General features: G+C 41.0%; 16 protein-coding genes. 3 read left to right on the forward strand and 13 right to left on the reverse strand.

The window, feature by feature from the left end:
- Position 1 precedes the first annotated feature (1 nt).
- The 4 genes from I6N96_RS16160 to I6N96_RS16175 all read right to left on the reverse strand — a co-directional run bounded on the left by I6N96_RS16160 (position 2) and on the right by I6N96_RS16175 (position 3,412).
- Complete coding sequence (locus I6N96_RS16160) at positions 2-1,105, reverse strand: DUF4349 domain-containing protein (RefSeq protein WP_209558606.1); 1,104 nt, start codon at positions 1,103-1,105, stop codon at positions 2-4.
- Positions 1,102-1,614, reverse strand: a complete 513-nt coding sequence (locus tag I6N96_RS16165; protein ID WP_209558607.1) for a sigma-70 family RNA polymerase sigma factor — start codon at positions 1,612-1,614, stop codon at positions 1,102-1,104. Before I6N96_RS16165 ends, I6N96_RS16160 begins: the two co-directional genes overlap by 4 nt.
- 336 nt (positions 1,615-1,950) lie before the next feature.
- Positions 1,951-2,676 carry a YebC/PmpR family DNA-binding transcriptional regulator gene (locus tag I6N96_RS16170; RefSeq protein ID WP_209558608.1) on the reverse strand — a complete coding sequence of 242 codons (726 nt, stop codon included), beginning with the start codon at positions 2,674-2,676 and terminating at the stop codon, positions 1,951-1,953.
- Between the two features lie 235 nt (positions 2,677-2,911).
- A complete protein-coding gene (locus tag I6N96_RS16175; RefSeq protein WP_347339092.1) occupies positions 2,912-3,412 on the reverse strand; it encodes a VanZ family protein in 501 nt (166 codons plus the stop codon).
- A gap of 103 nt (positions 3,413-3,515) precedes the next feature.
- Here I6N96_RS16175 and I6N96_RS16180 point away from each other — a divergent pair, with 103 nt between their 5' ends.
- A complete protein-coding gene (locus I6N96_RS16180) occupies positions 3,516-5,321 on the forward strand; it encodes a M3 family oligoendopeptidase (protein WP_209558610.1) in 1,806 nt (601 codons plus the stop codon).
- A gap of 203 nt (positions 5,322-5,524) precedes the next feature.
- Here the strand turns inward: I6N96_RS16180 and I6N96_RS16185 are convergent, their stop codons facing one another.
- The 6 genes from I6N96_RS16185 to rpsO all read right to left on the reverse strand — a co-directional run bounded on the left by I6N96_RS16185 (position 5,525) and on the right by rpsO (position 13,164).
- Positions 5,525-6,829 carry a C40 family peptidase gene (locus I6N96_RS16185; RefSeq protein WP_347339093.1) on the reverse strand — a complete coding sequence of 435 codons (1,305 nt, stop codon included), beginning with the start codon at positions 6,827-6,829 and terminating at the stop codon, positions 5,525-5,527.
- A gap of 370 nt (positions 6,830-7,199) precedes the next feature.
- The gene (locus tag I6N96_RS16190) at positions 7,200-8,468 is read right to left on the reverse strand and encodes a coiled-coil domain-containing protein (RefSeq protein ID WP_209558701.1); all 1,269 of its coding nucleotides are present in this window, start codon (positions 8,466-8,468) and stop codon (positions 7,200-7,202) included.
- A gap of 222 nt (positions 8,469-8,690) precedes the next feature.
- A complete protein-coding gene (gene mreD, locus I6N96_RS16195; protein ID WP_209558611.1) occupies positions 8,691-9,200 on the reverse strand; it encodes a rod shape-determining protein MreD in 510 nt (169 codons plus the stop codon).
- Positions 9,197-10,054, reverse strand: a complete 858-nt coding sequence (gene mreC / locus I6N96_RS16200; protein ID WP_209558612.1) for a rod shape-determining protein MreC — start codon at positions 10,052-10,054, stop codon at positions 9,197-9,199. The genes mreD and mreC overlap by 4 nt, the downstream gene beginning before the upstream one ends.
- A gap of 282 nt (positions 10,055-10,336) precedes the next feature.
- Positions 10,337-12,445: a polyribonucleotide nucleotidyltransferase gene (pnp, locus tag I6N96_RS16205; protein WP_209558613.1), complete on the reverse strand. Its 2,109-nt coding sequence runs from the start codon at positions 12,443-12,445 to the stop codon at positions 10,337-10,339.
- Between the two features lie 449 nt (positions 12,446-12,894).
- Positions 12,895-13,164, reverse strand: coding sequence for a 30S ribosomal protein S15 (rpsO, locus tag I6N96_RS16210; RefSeq protein ID WP_086349479.1), 270 nt, complete (start codon positions 13,162-13,164; stop codon positions 12,895-12,897).
- A gap of 274 nt (positions 13,165-13,438) precedes the next feature.
- Between rpsO and def the strand changes: the two genes are divergently transcribed.
- Both def and I6N96_RS16220 read left to right on the forward strand, forming a co-directional pair.
- On the forward strand, positions 13,439-14,002 hold the full coding sequence (gene def, locus I6N96_RS16215) for a peptide deformylase (RefSeq protein WP_209558614.1): 564 nt from the start codon (positions 13,439-13,441) through the stop codon (positions 14,000-14,002).
- A 114-nt stretch (positions 14,003-14,116) separates the two neighbouring features.
- Positions 14,117-14,332: a DUF4649 family protein gene (locus tag I6N96_RS16220; protein ID WP_209558615.1), complete on the forward strand. Its 216-nt coding sequence runs from the start codon at positions 14,117-14,119 to the stop codon at positions 14,330-14,332.
- Positions 14,333-14,575: 243 nt separating this feature from the next.
- Here the strand turns inward: I6N96_RS16220 and I6N96_RS16225 are convergent, their stop codons facing one another.
- The 3 genes from I6N96_RS16225 to I6N96_RS16235 form a co-directional block, all read right to left on the reverse strand.
- Entirely contained in the window at positions 14,576-15,040 is a 465-nt protein-coding gene (locus I6N96_RS16225; RefSeq protein WP_209558616.1) for a pyridoxamine 5'-phosphate oxidase family protein, read from the reverse strand.
- 14 nt (positions 15,041-15,054) lie between these two features.
- Positions 15,055-15,738, reverse strand: coding sequence for a DUF5680 domain-containing protein (locus tag I6N96_RS16230; RefSeq protein WP_209558617.1), 684 nt, complete (start codon positions 15,736-15,738; stop codon positions 15,055-15,057).
- 230 nt (positions 15,739-15,968) lie between these two features.
- Positions 15,969-16,745 carry a Cof-type HAD-IIB family hydrolase gene (locus I6N96_RS16235; RefSeq protein WP_209558618.1) on the reverse strand — a complete coding sequence of 259 codons (777 nt, stop codon included), beginning with the start codon at positions 16,743-16,745 and terminating at the stop codon, positions 15,969-15,971.
- Positions 16,746-16,937: the final 192 nt, after the last annotated feature.

The following is a 16,937-nucleotide window of genomic DNA, read 5'->3' on the forward strand; positions in this document are numbered from 1 at the left end:
TTTACTCAACTGTTGTTTTTTTCTTTTTATTGTTCTTTTTCCCTTTTTTTAGTTTATATCCCAAGAAGGCCAGGACGACCAAACCTATCAGGAAATAAATACTGTTGCTTGCTGTGAAAACGATCAGGTTTTCAGCTTTTTCTTTCCAAAACAGCTTCTGTTTTTCCAAATTCCCTGAAATTCGCGTAGTCAAGGAAGGGCTTTCCTGCTTCTTCTCAACCTTGTTGACCTCATCAATAGAAAGCTCCACCGTTACATAGTCAACTTGGTTATCAATGCCCTTATTGGAACGGACAAGTGTCTCTCTTTCTGCACGAATCGTGGATAAGCGTTCCTGAATTTTCAGCATATCCTCCAGTTTATCACTTTTTTCCAGCATTCCCAGTAATGCAGTTTCCTCTGTTTCTAATGCTTCAATACGACTTTCATTATCTGTATATGTTGAAGAGTAGTTCTCTGTCCGGACATTCTCATCGATGGTATCACCGATTTCACGAAGCTTCTCCAGCGTTTCCTTACTACCGTTACCTGCTTCCGGAATCCGAATCTTGTAATAAGCAGATTGTAAATCACCGGACCAATTGCTTCTATTCGAGGTTTCAATATAGCTGCCGCTTTCGTCAATCAATTTTTCCAGCTTATCAATATCTCCAGAAAAATCCGTCGTTTGCTTCGAATACTCATAAAATCGAGCAGTCTTATCAGAAACCGCAGTTGGTGCATCATCCTTACTCTTCGCCTCGCTGTCTCCAGCTCCGACAGTGCTTGGTTCCGCATCAAAATTTGATTCTGCTTCCTCATTCACCACCGCTTCACCATTGCTATAATCCGCTTCCTGTGTTGCAGTATCATAGGAATACTTCATTGTTTCCTGTCGAGACCAGTAGACGCCAGTCCCTACCACCAGCACCAGTGCACCTGTAGCTAGTAAATACCATGTCCGTTTGCGAAACTTTAATTTGATCGGTTTAACAGCTGTTTTGATTTTTTCTATAAGCGTCAGCTTCTCGGGCTTCTCAGTTGTTTTCTCAATGATTTGTGTGATTTTCAGTTCCGGAACTTCTATCTCGTCCCATTGTTGTTTCCATTCTTGATTCAGTTTCATTGCTCTCCCTCCTCAAGATATCCTTTTAGTTTCGTTCGTGCTTCATGCAGCTTATATTTTATCGTCCCCAAGGGTTCATTCAGAACTGCACTGATCTCTTTTACTTTTTTCCCATAAAAATAATGAAGAATCGTTACCTCCTGCAAATGCTGAGGCAGCTTTCGTATCCCTTCATAGATATCCAAGTGTTCTTCATTCGATAACCCCTTTTCAGGATCACAGATCTGTTCATCCATTTCCTCCATATACGCCGCATTCTTCTTCAAATGATCCAGAGACGTAAAAATCACGACTCGTACCGCCCATGTCGTAAAATATTCCGGAAATTGGAGTGTATTTATTTTATTCATGATTTTGATCACTGCATCCTGCACAATATCGAGGGCATCGGATTCATTTTTCACATAGAGAAAGGCCGTCTTGTATAATTGCTGATAATGCTCCTTCAAAAGTACCTCTAAGGCATCACGGCTTCCATCTATTGCTTTTTCAACCAGTACGTTCTTCATTTTTTCACCTTCTTTGCTTGTTAGACGATTGAGCGATAGAAAAGGTTGGAAACTTTTTCTAATTTCTTTATTTTATACTTCCTATTGTACTTTTTATGACAAGGTAAGCGATATTTCGTTGTAGCTAAAGGAAATAGGCGCTTGCTCTATTCTTTCACAGAGTCCATCTACTTTGATTATACAGGACTTCTTCAAAAGAAATCCTTCTGCAAACAAAAAAACGGCGGCATTCCATTAGAACACCACCGTTTTTCATGATATGTCATTTTATTCATCAGTTGTTACTGCCAGACATGCTCTTTTTCTATTCCATAGACTGATCAATCTGCAACAGACTTAGAGCTCCGCTGAAGTGAATACCTCAGAAACATCATCATCATCTTCCAGCTTATCAATTAAATTTTGCAGTTTTTCATTTTGTTCCTCTGTGAGTGTCACAAGCGTCTGAGGAATCATCGTCAGCTCTGCTTGAGCAAATGTATACCCTTGCTCCTGCAGTTGATCCCTAACGTCCGCAAAATCCTCAGGAGCCGCATAAACCTCAAATACCTCTTCCGATGTTTCCAAATCCTCCGCACCGGCTTCAAGTACTTGCTCTAGCAGCGTATCCTCATCCACGTCAAGTCCGGCACGTTCGATGACCAGATATCCCTTGCGATCAAACATATAGCTGACCGAACCGCTTTCTCCTAATGACCCACCATTTCTATTAAAGGCCGTACGGACATTTGTCCCTGTTCGATTCCTATTATCCGTCAATGCATAAACAAGTACCGCTGAACCACCCGGGCCGTAGCCTTCATAGGTGATTTCATCATAGTGCTCGTTATCCCCTGAACTGCCGGCTTTTTTTATGGCACGATCGATATTGTCATTCGGCATGTTCGCTGATTTTGCCTTATCAATAACCAAACGCAGGGAGGGGTTCATCGCGGGATCAATTCCACCGCTTTTTGCTGCCATGTAGATCTCTCTGGAAAGCTTCTGAAATATCTTTCCCCTTTTTGCATCCTGCGCATTTTTTCTACCTTGAATATTCTTCCACTTACTATGCCCTGCCATTCTATTTCCTCCTCCACATTTTCTTCTATGTTATATAAATCCCTTTAAAGATTCCATCACGTAAAAAACCGCTGCTGTCCCTCGTGCAGGCAAAAAAAATACTTTTTAAACTCATTTCTTCCACAGGACTCATCTATAATTGTACTATTCTTTCTTCTAAGTGCAACTTTTCTACAACTATCACTTAAACAATCAAAAAACAGTCCCTCACAACAAGCAGGAACTGTCTAACATACTATTTCTTCCGACTCTTCCAGCCGATAATCACTAAACACAGAACTGCCGCAGTCAACGCACCGATTGAGTCCAGTGCAATATCCTGAAACAACGGGGAACGACCGCCCGTAAACATCTGATGCAGCTCATCCAAAGCAGCATAACCTGTAGCCGCCAGCCAAGAAACAATGACCGTCAGCCCCAGCTGATTGATTCGAGGCTTCAAGCCAATGACCCAACTTGTTGATAAAAGGAAATACGTTCCAAAGTGAGCACCCTTTCGAATAAAGAACTCAATAAAGCTGAAATATCCTCTTGCTTGAATACTTACTTCCTCTGAAGCATAAACAAATGAAATACCACTCAAGCGCTCCTTAAACGGCTCATCAACCAATAATCGCTGCAACAGACCAAGCTGAGATTGCTCTTCATAGGTCTGTGAAGAACTGTAGAACAGGATGCCCATAATAATAAATGCTATAACTAAATACAAATTGCTATTTTTAAATAAACCTTTCACTTCATCACCCCACCTCATTAATATTAGCCTTTTTCGCTATAAGAAACAATGGGTTTTACGTTATAATAGGTAAATAACTACAGAAAAGAAAGAAGGTTGTTTTATGAGCTACTCTCTTACTTGGGATTTAGATAGTATCTTTCCCGGAGGAAGTTCCTCTAAAGAGTTAAAAACAAGAATGGAGGAATTGAAAAAACAAGCAAATCAGTATCAGACAAGCATTCGCCAATGGACCATTGACGCTGCGGATAAAGAAAAACAGCTTGAAGCAATCATCGCCTTGCAAAGCACTGCAGTAGAAGGATTCAGTCAATGCAGCAGCTATATAAATGCATTGCTGGCTGCCAACACAGGAGATAGTGATGCAAAGGTTCTGTTAGGTGCTCTCAATGATTTATCTCCTGCTTTACAGCTAGGGGATACGTTACTGAAAAAGAAGCTGACAGAAATCACTGATGCGAATTGGGCGTTATTTATTAAGCAGGATTCATTAAAACAACTGGCCTTCCGTCTTGATGAATTGAGAACAGAAGGAAAACGACTTCTTTCAGAAAAAGAAGAAGACATCATCAACACCCTCTCACTCAATGGCCTAATTGCTTGGAGTGGGCATTATGACACAATTGTTTCCACACTTACGATTTCTCACACTGAAAAGGATGGCAGCGTGGTACAGCTTTCTGCCGGACAAGCCTTTAACCGAATGACCAGTGATCCTGATGAAGCTGTTCGACAGAAATTATTTGAAAAATGGGAAGCCGCATGGCAGGAAAAATCTCCTTTGCTGGCGGATACATTAAATCATTTAGATGGTTTCCGACTCAGTGACTATCAGCTTCATGGGATCGATGATTTTCTGAGTGAGCCGTTGACCTACAACCGAATGAGCGAACAGACCTTGCAAACGATGTGGCAGGTCATTACAGAAAACAAACAGCACTTCATCAATTACCTTACTCGAAAAGCCCAGCTCTTCGGTAAAGAAAAAATGGACTGGCAGGATCAGGATGCACCAGTCATTCTAGGCAATCTACAAGAGAAAACATTCTCATTTGATCAAGCTGCGGATTTTATTCTCGAAAATTTTGAAAAATTCAGTCCTAAAATGGAGCAGTTTGCTAAAGAAGTTTTTGAGAAAAGCTGGATAGAAGCAGAGGATCGCCCTGGAAAGCGGCCCGGCGGTTATTGTACAGAATTACCTGAAACGAAGGAATCACGAATTTTCATGACCTTTGGCGGTTCAATCAACGAAGTCGCAACCTTAGCGCATGAGCTGGGACATGCTTTCCACAGCAGTGTGATGTGGGATCTTCCTACACTAAATCGAGATTACGCAATGAATGTCGCTGAAACCGCTAGTACCTTTGCGGAGTTGATTGTTGCTGATGCTTCTTTAAAAACAGCGAAAACAAAAGAAGAAAAAATCAATTTACTAGATGCAAAGCTGCAAAATGCCAATGCTATGTTTATGAATATTCATGCTCGATTCATCTTCGAGAAAAGCTACTACCAAGCAAGAAAAGAAGGCTTACTGACTGAAGAACAAATCACTGAGCTGATGCTTACTGCTCAAAAAGAAAGTTACCAAGATTCACTAAATCAATACCACCCACATTTCTGGGCAAGCAAGCTGCACTTCTTTATTGATGATGTGCCCTTTTACAATTTCCCATATACCTTCGGCTATCTATTCAGTATGGGTATCTATGCTATTGCACAGCAAAGCGGCGCTGATTTTGAGGATAAATACATTGACTTGCTGCGAGATACAGCTTCCATGACCTCAGAAGAGCTGGCACAAAAGCATCTGCAGGTGGATCTGACAAAACCGGAATTCTGGCAGCATGCAGTTGACTTAGTGATTGCAGATATCAATGAGTTCCTTGCATTGACAGAAGAATATAAATAGAGAAAATCAATGCCTGAAAGCTTTCTATGATTAGCTTTCAGGCATTGACTTATTCATCCACCACTCTACCTTCAAAGAAATGATAAAACCCCTTTGAAGATCTACCTCTTTCAGAATCAATCATCACTCTCTTTCAGTATTTATTAGATTTAAACAAAAAAAGATCTGGATGTCTCCAGATCTTTTTGATTATTCAATTAAAATTACATACGAACTGCAAAGCTTGGTGTGTAAGAACCTACGTTACCAGTAGTTACACCTTCACTTGGGTTAGCCGCATGGATGAAGCCGCCTCCGCCAGTAGCAATTGCTACGTGCCAAGAAGCTCCTGGTGAACCCCAGAAGTATAAGTCTCCTGCTTGTGCTTCAGATACAGAAATACGAGTTCCTGCACCCTCTTGGGCAACAGTATATCCACCTACATTACGACCTTGAGAAGTCATAAATGCATAATAAACTAGTCCTGAACAGTCAAAGCTGTTTGGTCCTTTTGCACCCCAAACATATGATTTACCAATTTGTGCTGCCGCAACAGAAACTGCTGAGCCACCAGTTGCAGGTGGTGCTGGTGTTTCTGGTACTTGCGGTGTTTCCGGTACTTGTGGTGTCTCCGGCACTTGTGGTGTTTCCGGTACTTGCGGTGTTTCTGGTGTTTGCGGTGTTTCGACTACACCAGTATTTCCAGTATTTGTATTGCCGCTCTCAGTACTAGTTGATGTTCCAGTAGTTGATGAGCTTGTTGTATCTTCAGTAACAACTGCTGTTTCAGCTGCAATAGCTTGTTCAGCTGCTACTTTCGCTGCTGCTTCTTGTTGTGCTACTAAAGCTCTTTGTGCTTCGGCTTCAGCTTTTTGCTGAACCAATGAAGCCTTTTGATCTTCTGCAGTTGCACGTTCCGCTGCAAGACCAGTCTGTAAAATTTCTAAGTCAAGCTGTGCTTTGATGATATCGCCCTTTTGAGCTTCCAAAGCTACTTGGTTTTCTTCGATTTGTTTTGATTTTTCGTCGTTTTCAGCTTTTTTCGCTTCGACTGCTTGTTGGTCAGTCTTTTGCTGTTGAACTAAGTCATTATTCGCACCAATGATTGTTGTCATTGCTTGAACACGACTAATAGCATCAGAGAAATTATCTGCTGATAAAATTGCATCCATATAGCTTAGGCTGCCGTTTACTTGTACGTCACGTGCCTGACCTTGAATAGCTTCTTCACGCTTTTCGATACGTTTTGTTAAATCAGCAATTTCCGTTTCAAGAGTTGCTGTTTGGTCTCTTAAATCAGTTTGTTGTACTTGCAGCTCGTCTGATTGAACAGCGATTCCTGCAATTTCATTTTGTAAAGAAGCGATCTGTGTTTGTACAGTTGCTTCCTGTGTTTTCAATCCGCTAATTTTTTGGTCCTGCTGTTGGATGTTCGAATCAACGTCATCCGCAAACACCGTTGTAGAAGGTCCAATTGTTGAAAGTACTAATGAGCTTAACATCAGCATTGGTATAACACTTTTCTTCACTATTCATTCCTCCGACAAATTATTTAAAGTTAACTATAACAGTAAAAAATTCTTTTTTCAATTAATGACTTCATCAGTTTAACATATTCCTATGTCACAGAGATAATAGAAATATTACAAAAGTGTTTCAAATCAAATAAATAAGCAAAAATCTTCATATATCAACATTTATCGATTATTTTTCTTAAACAGGATGTGGTATCTTTTTCGAAAAAACAAGATGGAACAAAAGCAGCTCCTACGGTTCTCACTATGCTCTGCTTCGTTCCTCAACATATATAGAGTTTGTTCCGCCGTTTATTCGGATTAAAGGAATCAAAAAGTGTGGGAGCAGATTCCTGTCCCACACTCGTTTATTCATCGTTATGAGTTATCCTGGAAAACGCCAAACCACTGCTCTAAAGTTAGCAGGTGGTGCCGGTGTCCAGCCCTTTGTTGTTGATACATAACCTGATCCGCCAGGGTTGTTGGCTTCCACGATATGAAGTGTCCCATTGCTGACGCCTACGATCAATACCGTATGAACGCCGCCGATCCAGCCTTCCGGAGTATAAATGTTTTCATACTGAATGACGTCTCCCGGTTTTATTTCAGATAAAGATACTTGCGTTGCACCAGATGCTGAATAGCCGCTATGAGGTCCGCCTACTGCAAAATTGATGCCGCCTGCGTTCAACCACCGACGAACTGATACCAGACATTCGCCTTGTGCGCCCCACCCGGTCGGATAGCTGTTGCCTACATCGGCTAAGGCTGCACTGATTGCTGCTTGCTTCGCAGAAGAAACTTCTCCTGCACTTTCAGGTATAGAAACATCGGCTCCATTGCTGCCGCCTGTAGAAGTTGACTGTTCAGGGGTGACGATTGTTGATGTTGTTCCATCTTCTTCGATCACATTGGTTCTAGTTGTCTGCGCTAGAATCTCCTGAGCAAGTCGTTCTGCTTCTTCTTGCTTTTTCTTTTGTGCAGCTTGTTCTTCTTCTAATTTCTTTTCAGCCGCTTCTTTTTGCGAGATATATTCAGATTTTTTACTTTCTTCTGTTGCACGTTGCGCTTCTAATTCGTTTTTCGCAATTTCTTGTTGAAGCTTCAATGTGTCCAAAGAATCCTGTTTATCGTTCAAATCTTTTTCCGCTTTTTCCAAAGCTGAAATCTGACCTTCAACTACTTCAGTCTTCTCTTCTACTGTCCCTTTATCTGTAGTTTGCTGCTCTAACAAATCGTTGTTGGCATTTACCAATGTGGTAAGTCCTTGTACTTTTGTCAATGCATCAGAAATAGATTCAGAGTTCAACAAAACTTCAAGATAGCTTGTTCCATTTCCGCTGACTTGAACATCTCTTGCTTGTTTTTGCATCTGCACATCTCTTTTTTGAATTCGAACATTCAAATCAGAGATTTCATTGTAAAGAGACTTGATTTCCTCAGTCAAAAGATCTTTCGTATCTGAAAGCTCATCGATTTTATCCGCAGTTGTATTCAACTCATCTTCGATTTCCGCTAATGCAGTTTCCGCTTCTGCTTCTTTTGTTTTCAAGTCATTTATTTTTTGATCCTGTTCTTTGATTTGCGTGTCGTAATCTGTTGCTTCCACAGACACTGGCAGGCTCACAGCTGTTAATACCAGCGAACAAACCATCAAAGTGGATAAGAGATTCTTTTTCACTAATTTATTCCTCCGAATTTATGTATAAGTATGTATGTTTTCAACTTCTTCATCTAATTTCCAGTTCACAACACTCAAATTGTAACACAGATTTATGTCATCTATATAAAAGTAATGTTACAAAACTGTTTCAACAACTTTTTTAAAATAACAAATATTATAGAATAAAAACCGAAAAACATAACAAAAAAGAGACTACTTTGTAGAAAATAGCCTCTTCATTGGATAGAAAAATAACACGAATATCAACATATTAAATAGCAGTGTAGGCCCCAGCACCCTCGTCACGAATATGATTGGTCCGACGTTAGATAGATGGAAAATCACCTGCAGCGCAACTGCAATCAACTCATAGCTGGTAACGAATATAACCATCCCAAAGAAAGCAGTGGGAATATTTGTTTCCACGATTCCCTGAAACGTATACATGAGCATCACAGTAGCAACTAAGGCAACTGTGTAGATTCCCAGCACACCTAAATAATAACTGTCGCAAATCAGTCCGATGATAAGGGAACTGACGATTACATAACCTTTGGACAAATTTGGAATGAGCAATAAATAGGCTAAAAGCAAAAGATGAACACTTGGATAATAAATATTATCCAGTATGTTTTCTGCTCCCATTGTCAACTGACCGTCAATCAGCAGCAATAGAAAGAAAATAGCAGGCGCAAAGTATTTTACTTTTTCCTTTGGAATCATTCATTTCCCCCTGCCGATCTTTGAATAATTGTCACAACTTTAAAATCATCTAAATCCGCATATGGTTTAACATAAACTTCTCGATCTAAGCCATATAAATCCGGTTCAACCTTCTCAACAGTTCCTATTGGTAAATTGGCTGGTGAGTTCCCCCCTAATCCGGAGGTTTGAACTACTGCCCCAACCTTGATTTCCGTATTACCAGTAAGCTGCGTAGCAACCAGCATTTGTTCCTTTTCATCGTATTCCTTCAATAATCCATATGAGTCATCATTTTCAGAACTAACTCGTACAGGAAAATGATTGGAGTTTTGATTTTTTGATGTAAGCAGCTCCACTTTTGATGAGAGGGTATTGACTTCGATCACTCGACCAATCAAGCCCTTTTGAGACATGACTGCCATATTGACTTCAATGCCGTCTGCACTTCCTTTGTCGACGACCATGATATCCTGCCATGTATCCGGCGAGCGAGTAATGACATTCGCTGTGACCTTTTCATAATCTGTCAGCGTTTCGTTCAGCTCAAGCTCTGCTTTCAACGCATCGATTTCTTTCTGGTAATTATCATTTTGAATAGCCAGATCATTGTAGCTATCAATCTTGGTCTTTAAACGTTGATTTTCATCATATGTATTAAAAAGATCCGACAAAGAAGTCAGGCTTCCGGCAACTGCTTTAGCCGGTGCTGAAATCATCTTGTCCACGAGTCCGACTCCGTCATTTACAACAGATTGAACGGGATTATTTTTTCCTCCTGCTCGTTGTGCGGCAGTTAGACTGATTACAATAACAACGATAATTACTAATATCAAAGTAATGATTATATTTTTATTTGGGTTGAATTTTTTCACTACGACACCTCAGATAGTCTTCAAACTGATAGCATTAATTTTACCACTAATTCACTGTAAACAAAAGAGGCGCAAGCGCTCTTTAACTTTTTTTATCATTTTTTACTATATGAAACCTTTTAAAGATTCCTCATACGAAAAATGACCGTTGATCCAAGTGTCTAACAAAGGAAATAAAATTAATTGTCATTTCTTTCAGTAGGATTCATATATAAGGAAAAACGAACAGGTTGTTTGCTGCTGCACCCATTCGTTTTTCAGATAATCAAATCTTTTTAATATTTATTTATTTTCTTCGTTCAACAATGCTTTTCTTGAAACGTTGACACGACCTTGCTTGTCGATTTCTGTTACTTTTACAAGCACTTCATCGCCAAGCTTCACAACGTCTTCCACGTTATTTACACGTTCATTTGCAAGCTGAGAAATATGAACCAGTCCATCTTTTCCTTTGATCAGGTTAACGAATGCGCCGAATTTTTCAATTCGAACAACTTTCCCTAAGTAGACTTGACCAACTTCAACTTCTTTTGTCAGCTCTTCAATGATCTTGATTGCTTTTTTGATCATATCTGCATCGGCAGAAGCGATACTTACGTTACCTTCTTGATCGATGTCGATCTTCACGCCAGTTTCATCGATGATACCATTGATCGTTTCTCCACCTTTACCAATCACATCCTTGATCTTAGCTGGTTTGATTTGGATCATTTCGATCTTCGGTGCGTACTGGCTAAGCTCTTCACGAGGTGCACTCAGAGTTGATGTCAGCTCAGCAAGAATTTCCATACGGGCTTTCTTCGCTTGAGTCAATGCCTCTGTCAGGATTTGCTCAGTGATCCCTTGAATCTTGATATCCATCTGCAATGCAGTGATCCCGTCTTTTGTTCCGGCAACCTTGAAGTCCATGTCGCCCAAGTGGTCTTCAAGTCCTTGAATATCTGTCAAAATAGTATAATTTTCTCCATCACTAACCAAGCCCATGGCGATACCTGCGACTGGTGCTTTGATTGGTACACCTGCATCCATCAATGCCAGAATACCAGCACAGATACTTGCTTGTGAAGAAGAACCATTTGATTCCAGCACTTCAGAAACTACACGAATTGTGTAAGGGAAATCTGCTTCATCTGGAATAACCTGTGCCATTGCACGCTCACCCAATGCTCCATGTCCGATTTCACGACGCCCAGGAGAACCGGCGCGGCCTGTTGAACCTACAGAGAACTGAGGGAAATTGTAATGGTGAATGAATCGCTTGCTGTCTTCCACACCTAAACCATCAATGATTTGGTGTTCACCCAATGGTGCTAAGGTACATACTGACAACGCTTGTGTTTGTCCACGTGTGAACAGGCCTGAACCATGTACACGAGGTAAAATTCCTACTTCTGAGGCAAGTGGACGGATTTCATCCAATTTACGGCCGTCAGGACGGATTTTATCGATTGTGATCAGCTCACGCACAACATCTTTTTCAAGATCTTCAGCGATTTGCTTCACTTCTTTAGTTATCTGATCCAACTCATCTGAATCAGCGAATTTTTCAGCGTAAACTTCTTTTACTTGGTCTTTAACAGCGTCGATGTTGTCCTCACGGGCAAGCTTTTCTTCTGTCATTACAGCTTCTTTCATCGTACCATAGTATGCATCGAAAATTTCTTTTTTCAAATCCGCATCTACTTGTAAAAGCTTCACTTCCATCTTAGGTTTACCGACTGCTGCGACGATTTCTTCTTGGAAAGCAACCAACTCTTTGATTGCATCAAAACCGAACAACAATGCACCAAGCATATCTTCTTCAGATACTTCTTTAGCACCACTCTCAACCATGTTGATAGCTTTTTTCGTACCGGCAACTGTCAGTTCGATATCAGTCTTTTCAGACTGTTCAATCGTTGGATTCAATACATATTCGCCATCCACACGACCAACATTCACACCGGCAATTGGTCCCGCAAACGGGATATCTGAAATTGCCAATGCTAGAGAAGAACCAAACATTGCAGCCATTTCCGGCGTACAATCCTGTTCCACACTCATCACAACGTTTGTGATCTGCACTTCGTTACGGAAGCCTTCCGCAAACATCGGACGAATCGGACGGTCAATCAGACGAGCTGTCAAGGTTGCACGCTCACTTGGACGACCTTCACGCTTGATGAATCCTCCTGGGATTTTACCAACTGCGTACATTTTTTCTTCATAGTTCACTGTCAACGGGAAAAAGTCAAAATCTCTTGCATCTTTAGAGGCAACAGCTGCACTCAATACGACTGTGTCGCCATAGCGAACCAATACCGCACCATTTGCCTGTTTTGCCATTTGACCAATCTCGACCTGCAGAGGGCGACCGCCCCAAGTGGTTTTAAATACTTGTTTCTCTGACATAAAAAATCTCCTTCTTTATTGAAGATAATTCGTTGATTTTGTCCAAAACATGAATTACCTTCATTTTATGATTTTCTGTCCATTGACTTCTATTCGTTGAAACACGACAATTGTCTTTCCAACTTCAACTAAAATAGAAGCAACGGCTTCTTTCTGCCCTCTGAAAAGCGAGACGCTACTAAACAAATGGAAAAATCCGAACACGGTTAGATTCTTTCATTTGATTAGTAGAGTTCTGACTGGCTTTCCAAAACGCAGTGACCAACATTCCTCTGGCTCATTTCCTTTTTTGACACATCCGGATATCCATATGAGACCAGCCTCATCAAAACAGGCAATCTAGTCTAGAAGAACTCCCAATGCAAAATCAATGCTATGAGACACGACCAACTGCCATGTCTCATAGCAAAAAAGTGAGATTCCGGTGAATCTCACTTTCGCATGTTTGATTAACGACGTAAACCTAGGCGTTGGATCAATTCACGGTAACGTTGGATGTCAGTTTTACGTAAGTAAGCTAACAAGTTACGGCGATGACCGATTTTTTTCATTAGTCCACGGTAAGAATGGTGATCTTTTTTGTGAACACGTGCATGTTCGTTCAGGTGATTGATATCAGCAGTTAATACAGCGATCTGTACTTCTGGTGAACCAGTATCTCCTTCATGACGAGCATATTCGCTAATGATTTGGTTTTTCTGTTCTTTTGACATTGCCATCTTTTCCACCTCTTTCTAAAGTATCATCTGCTTACTGAGTAGTACGTTGGTGATTCGTACAACCAAGTAAAAGACGGTGTGTTTCCACACAGATTATACTTTACAGGATAGCCCCTTAAAATGCAAGATAAAGCGTAGAGAAACAACCGCTTTTCTATAGAAAACTCCCCATTTTATTTTATTTTGTGATACACTTAATTACGCAAAACAATCAAGTATCAGTAAAAGCAGCAGCCTTTACTGTTTCGATGGTATAGAAGGAGGAATTATCCTAGTGATCACGATGAAAGATATTATCCGAGAAGGTCACCCGACATTGCGTAAAGTCGCAGAAGAGGTTACTTTCCCATTATCTGAGGAAAATGTTGAATTAGGAAAAGAAATGATGACATTTCTGAAAAACAGTCAGGACCCTGAAAAAGCAGCTGAACTGGAATTAAGAGGCGGTGTCGGCCTAGCAGCACCACAGCTGGACATTTCCAAGCGAATCATTGCTGTCCATGTTCCAAGCGGCGATCTGGAAAACCCTGAGCCTGTTCTCAGCGCAGTAATGTATAACCCGAAGATCATCAGCCATTCTGTTCAGGATGCCTGTCTGGCAGAAGGGGAAGGATGCTTGTCTGTTGATCGTGAAGTGCCCGGCTATGTTGTTCGCCATAATAAAATCACGATTTCCTATTTCGATGCGAACGGAGAAAAACACAAAACACGGTTAAAGAATTATGAAGCAATCGTAGTACAGCATGAGATCGACCATATCAACGGCGTGATGTTCTATGATCATATCAATGCTGAAAACCCATTCGCACTGAAGGACGGCGTACTGGTAATTGACTAGTCGTTATCAAAAAAAGCACCTGTCTTTCTTATAAACAGACGCGAGACAAAATTTCCACTATTTTTCTGCAGACGCGCTATACTGACGTTGTGAGAAACGAAAGGACTGAGCAGGATGCTGGAAATTCATTATCTTGTCACAAGTAGTGACACAGTGGAAAGTGTGAAAATATACGAAAAGGCGGCTGACTTTGTTGCCGCGCAGCAACGAGAGGTTCCTGATCTGGAGGATTATTTCCACGTGACTGAAGCATCGGTTGATGGGAAAAAATTGGAGCTGAAGGAACCGACCATATACGGACTGTTCAACAAATTAAATCAAGCAAATTGATTGATTCGCGATGAGCCTATCCAACAAAAAGAAGGAGAGTGGGACAATAATCTGTTGCCACTCTTTTCCATACTCTAAATCCGAATAAACGGCGAGTCAGAAGTAGCTCCTACGACAATAAGTCGGAATTCAACAAAAATTTGTGAAACAATTTTCGTGAATTCCGGCTTATTGCTTGTAGCTAAACACTTCTGTCTCAGCCTCCTTCTTTTCTGATTGATTTCAGGTATCTAATCGGGTTACTTAATCCACCGTTGAGTGAGAATAATATTCAGCCTCCAACTCCTGAGCATCGATCTGAAAGGTCACAATATAAGGTTCCTTGTCCTTATATACCCACATAGTGATTTTCTGCGGTTGTACTTCAATCACTCTACTGGAATCCATATGGGAATAATTGGTATACGAACCAAGGTGCTTTTCCCTATACGCTTCCGAAAAGCGGTGGTCCTCCGACGGACGACCACCCAATACAGCCGTTCCTTCAATTTGAATATTATCCACGCACAATGCAACCTGCTGATTCTTTTGTATTTGCTGATACTTCAACAGCTTCGTACTCGTTTGAAAAACAATTTTTCCGTCGTATACAACTACACTTACTGGTCTCGAGCTGACATGATCCGCAGCAGAAGTTGCTAAAACGGCTACTCCTCTTTTGGCTACCTTAGCCAACACCTTTTTAAGCTCATTTTCAAATAGCTCCATATCCTTTGCCTCCCTTATTCCTTCAATAACCCGCCATGAAAGACTAATTCATACAGCTTCTTCTCATTGAAATAGACTTCTTCCCTGCCAATCACCCAGTCTAAATCCCCGTCGATCTGACAATGATAGACCAAAGCACCCTTTTGAAAATGAACAGGACCTCTAAATGGCCGTTCCGGCGTAGTTTGAAACAATGCTTCTTTCAAAAATCTCGAAGAAAAATCTGTATCAAGTACACGTCCTTGATAGCTCAACGTCCAAATCGGCTGCCTATCAAAGGTCACGATTTCCTGCCCTGAAAAAATTTCATTCCCCACATAGCTGTCGTGATAATGATAAGGAGATTCTTCATAAGAATAATCATGCGAGTACTCTCGTAGACCTGTTGTATCCTGTTCAATTCCTGAAGCATAAGTTTTGATTTTAGCCCTATATAAAAATTGCCGCAGCTCAGTCTGATCGACCTCTACAGTTTCTTGAAGTCCTTCTTTTTTCGAACAGATTTCCGGCTGCTTTACTAGAAAATCAATGGAAACATCAAAGAGCTTACTTAGAGCAATCAAGTTCGTGATATCTGGAAAAATGTCCCCTGACTCCCATTTCGCTACCGCTTGCCGTGAAACACCAATTTCTTCAGCCAGCCGATCTTGAGAAAGGTGCAGCAGCTTTCTGAGCATTTTCAGCTTTTCATTAAACATCCTAATCCACTCCTTTTCTGTACCTTCATCCTAACAAAATCCGACGCCTGCAACAATACACCTCTCGTTGCTCTTTTGTAATTGTTGTTATACATTTCAGTTTCAAGAACTTTTAGGAGAGGCAAAGAAGCCGTTACCGACATTTCCAGCTACCTCCTACACAAAAAGCCGACCAGACTTTTTGCGGTCTGGTCGACTAGTGATTTTCTTATCTATTGTTTAGGCATACTCTAAATAAAGCGCAATTCCTTCAATGCTTTCCAAATGCCATCCTGATCATTGGTATCTGTAACCATAGCCGCTTCTTTCTGTACATGCGACTCTGCATTACCCATCGCAATACCGACCCCTACTTCACGAAGCATTTCCCGATCATTGTCTCCGTCACCAAAGGCAATAATATCCTCTCGCTTGATGCCCACTCTATCTGCCAAATTCAAAATCGTTGCCGCCTTTGAACCACCTTGAGGAAGGATATCTACACTTTCAGGATGCCAGCGGACAAAACGAAACTTCGGAAACAGCTGATCGAATTTGCCCTCGCAAGAACCATCATAGAAGGCCAATGCTTGATAGATGTCTGCAGATTGAGCAAAATGCTCATCGAAATCCAAATCATGGAAATCAATCGACTGCATTGCCGTCACGACTTGATCGGCACGATGACTGTTGGTTTTCTTGACATCATCAAGACCGACATACGCAAGCCCCAGCTCCTGTTTTTCCAATTCTGATGAAAAACGCTGCAGCTCTGTTTCATCCAAAAGATTTTGATAGTATTGTTCGTGATCCAAAAAACCAGCTGCGCCATTACACAGGATATAATTCGAAAATTCCAAATCTAAAATGACCTTCTGAGCCATATAGCGGCTTCTCCCCGTAGCAATCGTCACCAAATGACCTTGTTTTCTAAGCGCCTGCAGTGCTTCTCTCGTACTGTCCAATGCTTGCTTATCTGTTCCCAGTAACGTACCGTCGATGTCGAATGCAAAAAGTTTTCTTTTCATGGAATGTCACTTTGCCTGCCTTCATTTAAGATTTTTGTTCTTTTTACCATTGAATTGCGCTTCTGTAACTACACAACCTATTAAAAAATTGGAAATTACTTTCTTTCCCTTTGCCTGTGTCACAATCTAAGATCCCCGCACGCGTAATGAACGCTTTTATAGGATCTACGAATAGAGGCCGTCACATTTATT

Origin of the sequence: Enterococcus larvae, from assembly GCF_017830045.1 — a bacterium.
GTDB classification, from domain to species: Bacteria; Bacillota; Bacilli; order Lactobacillales; family Enterococcaceae; genus Enterococcus_L; species Enterococcus_L larvae.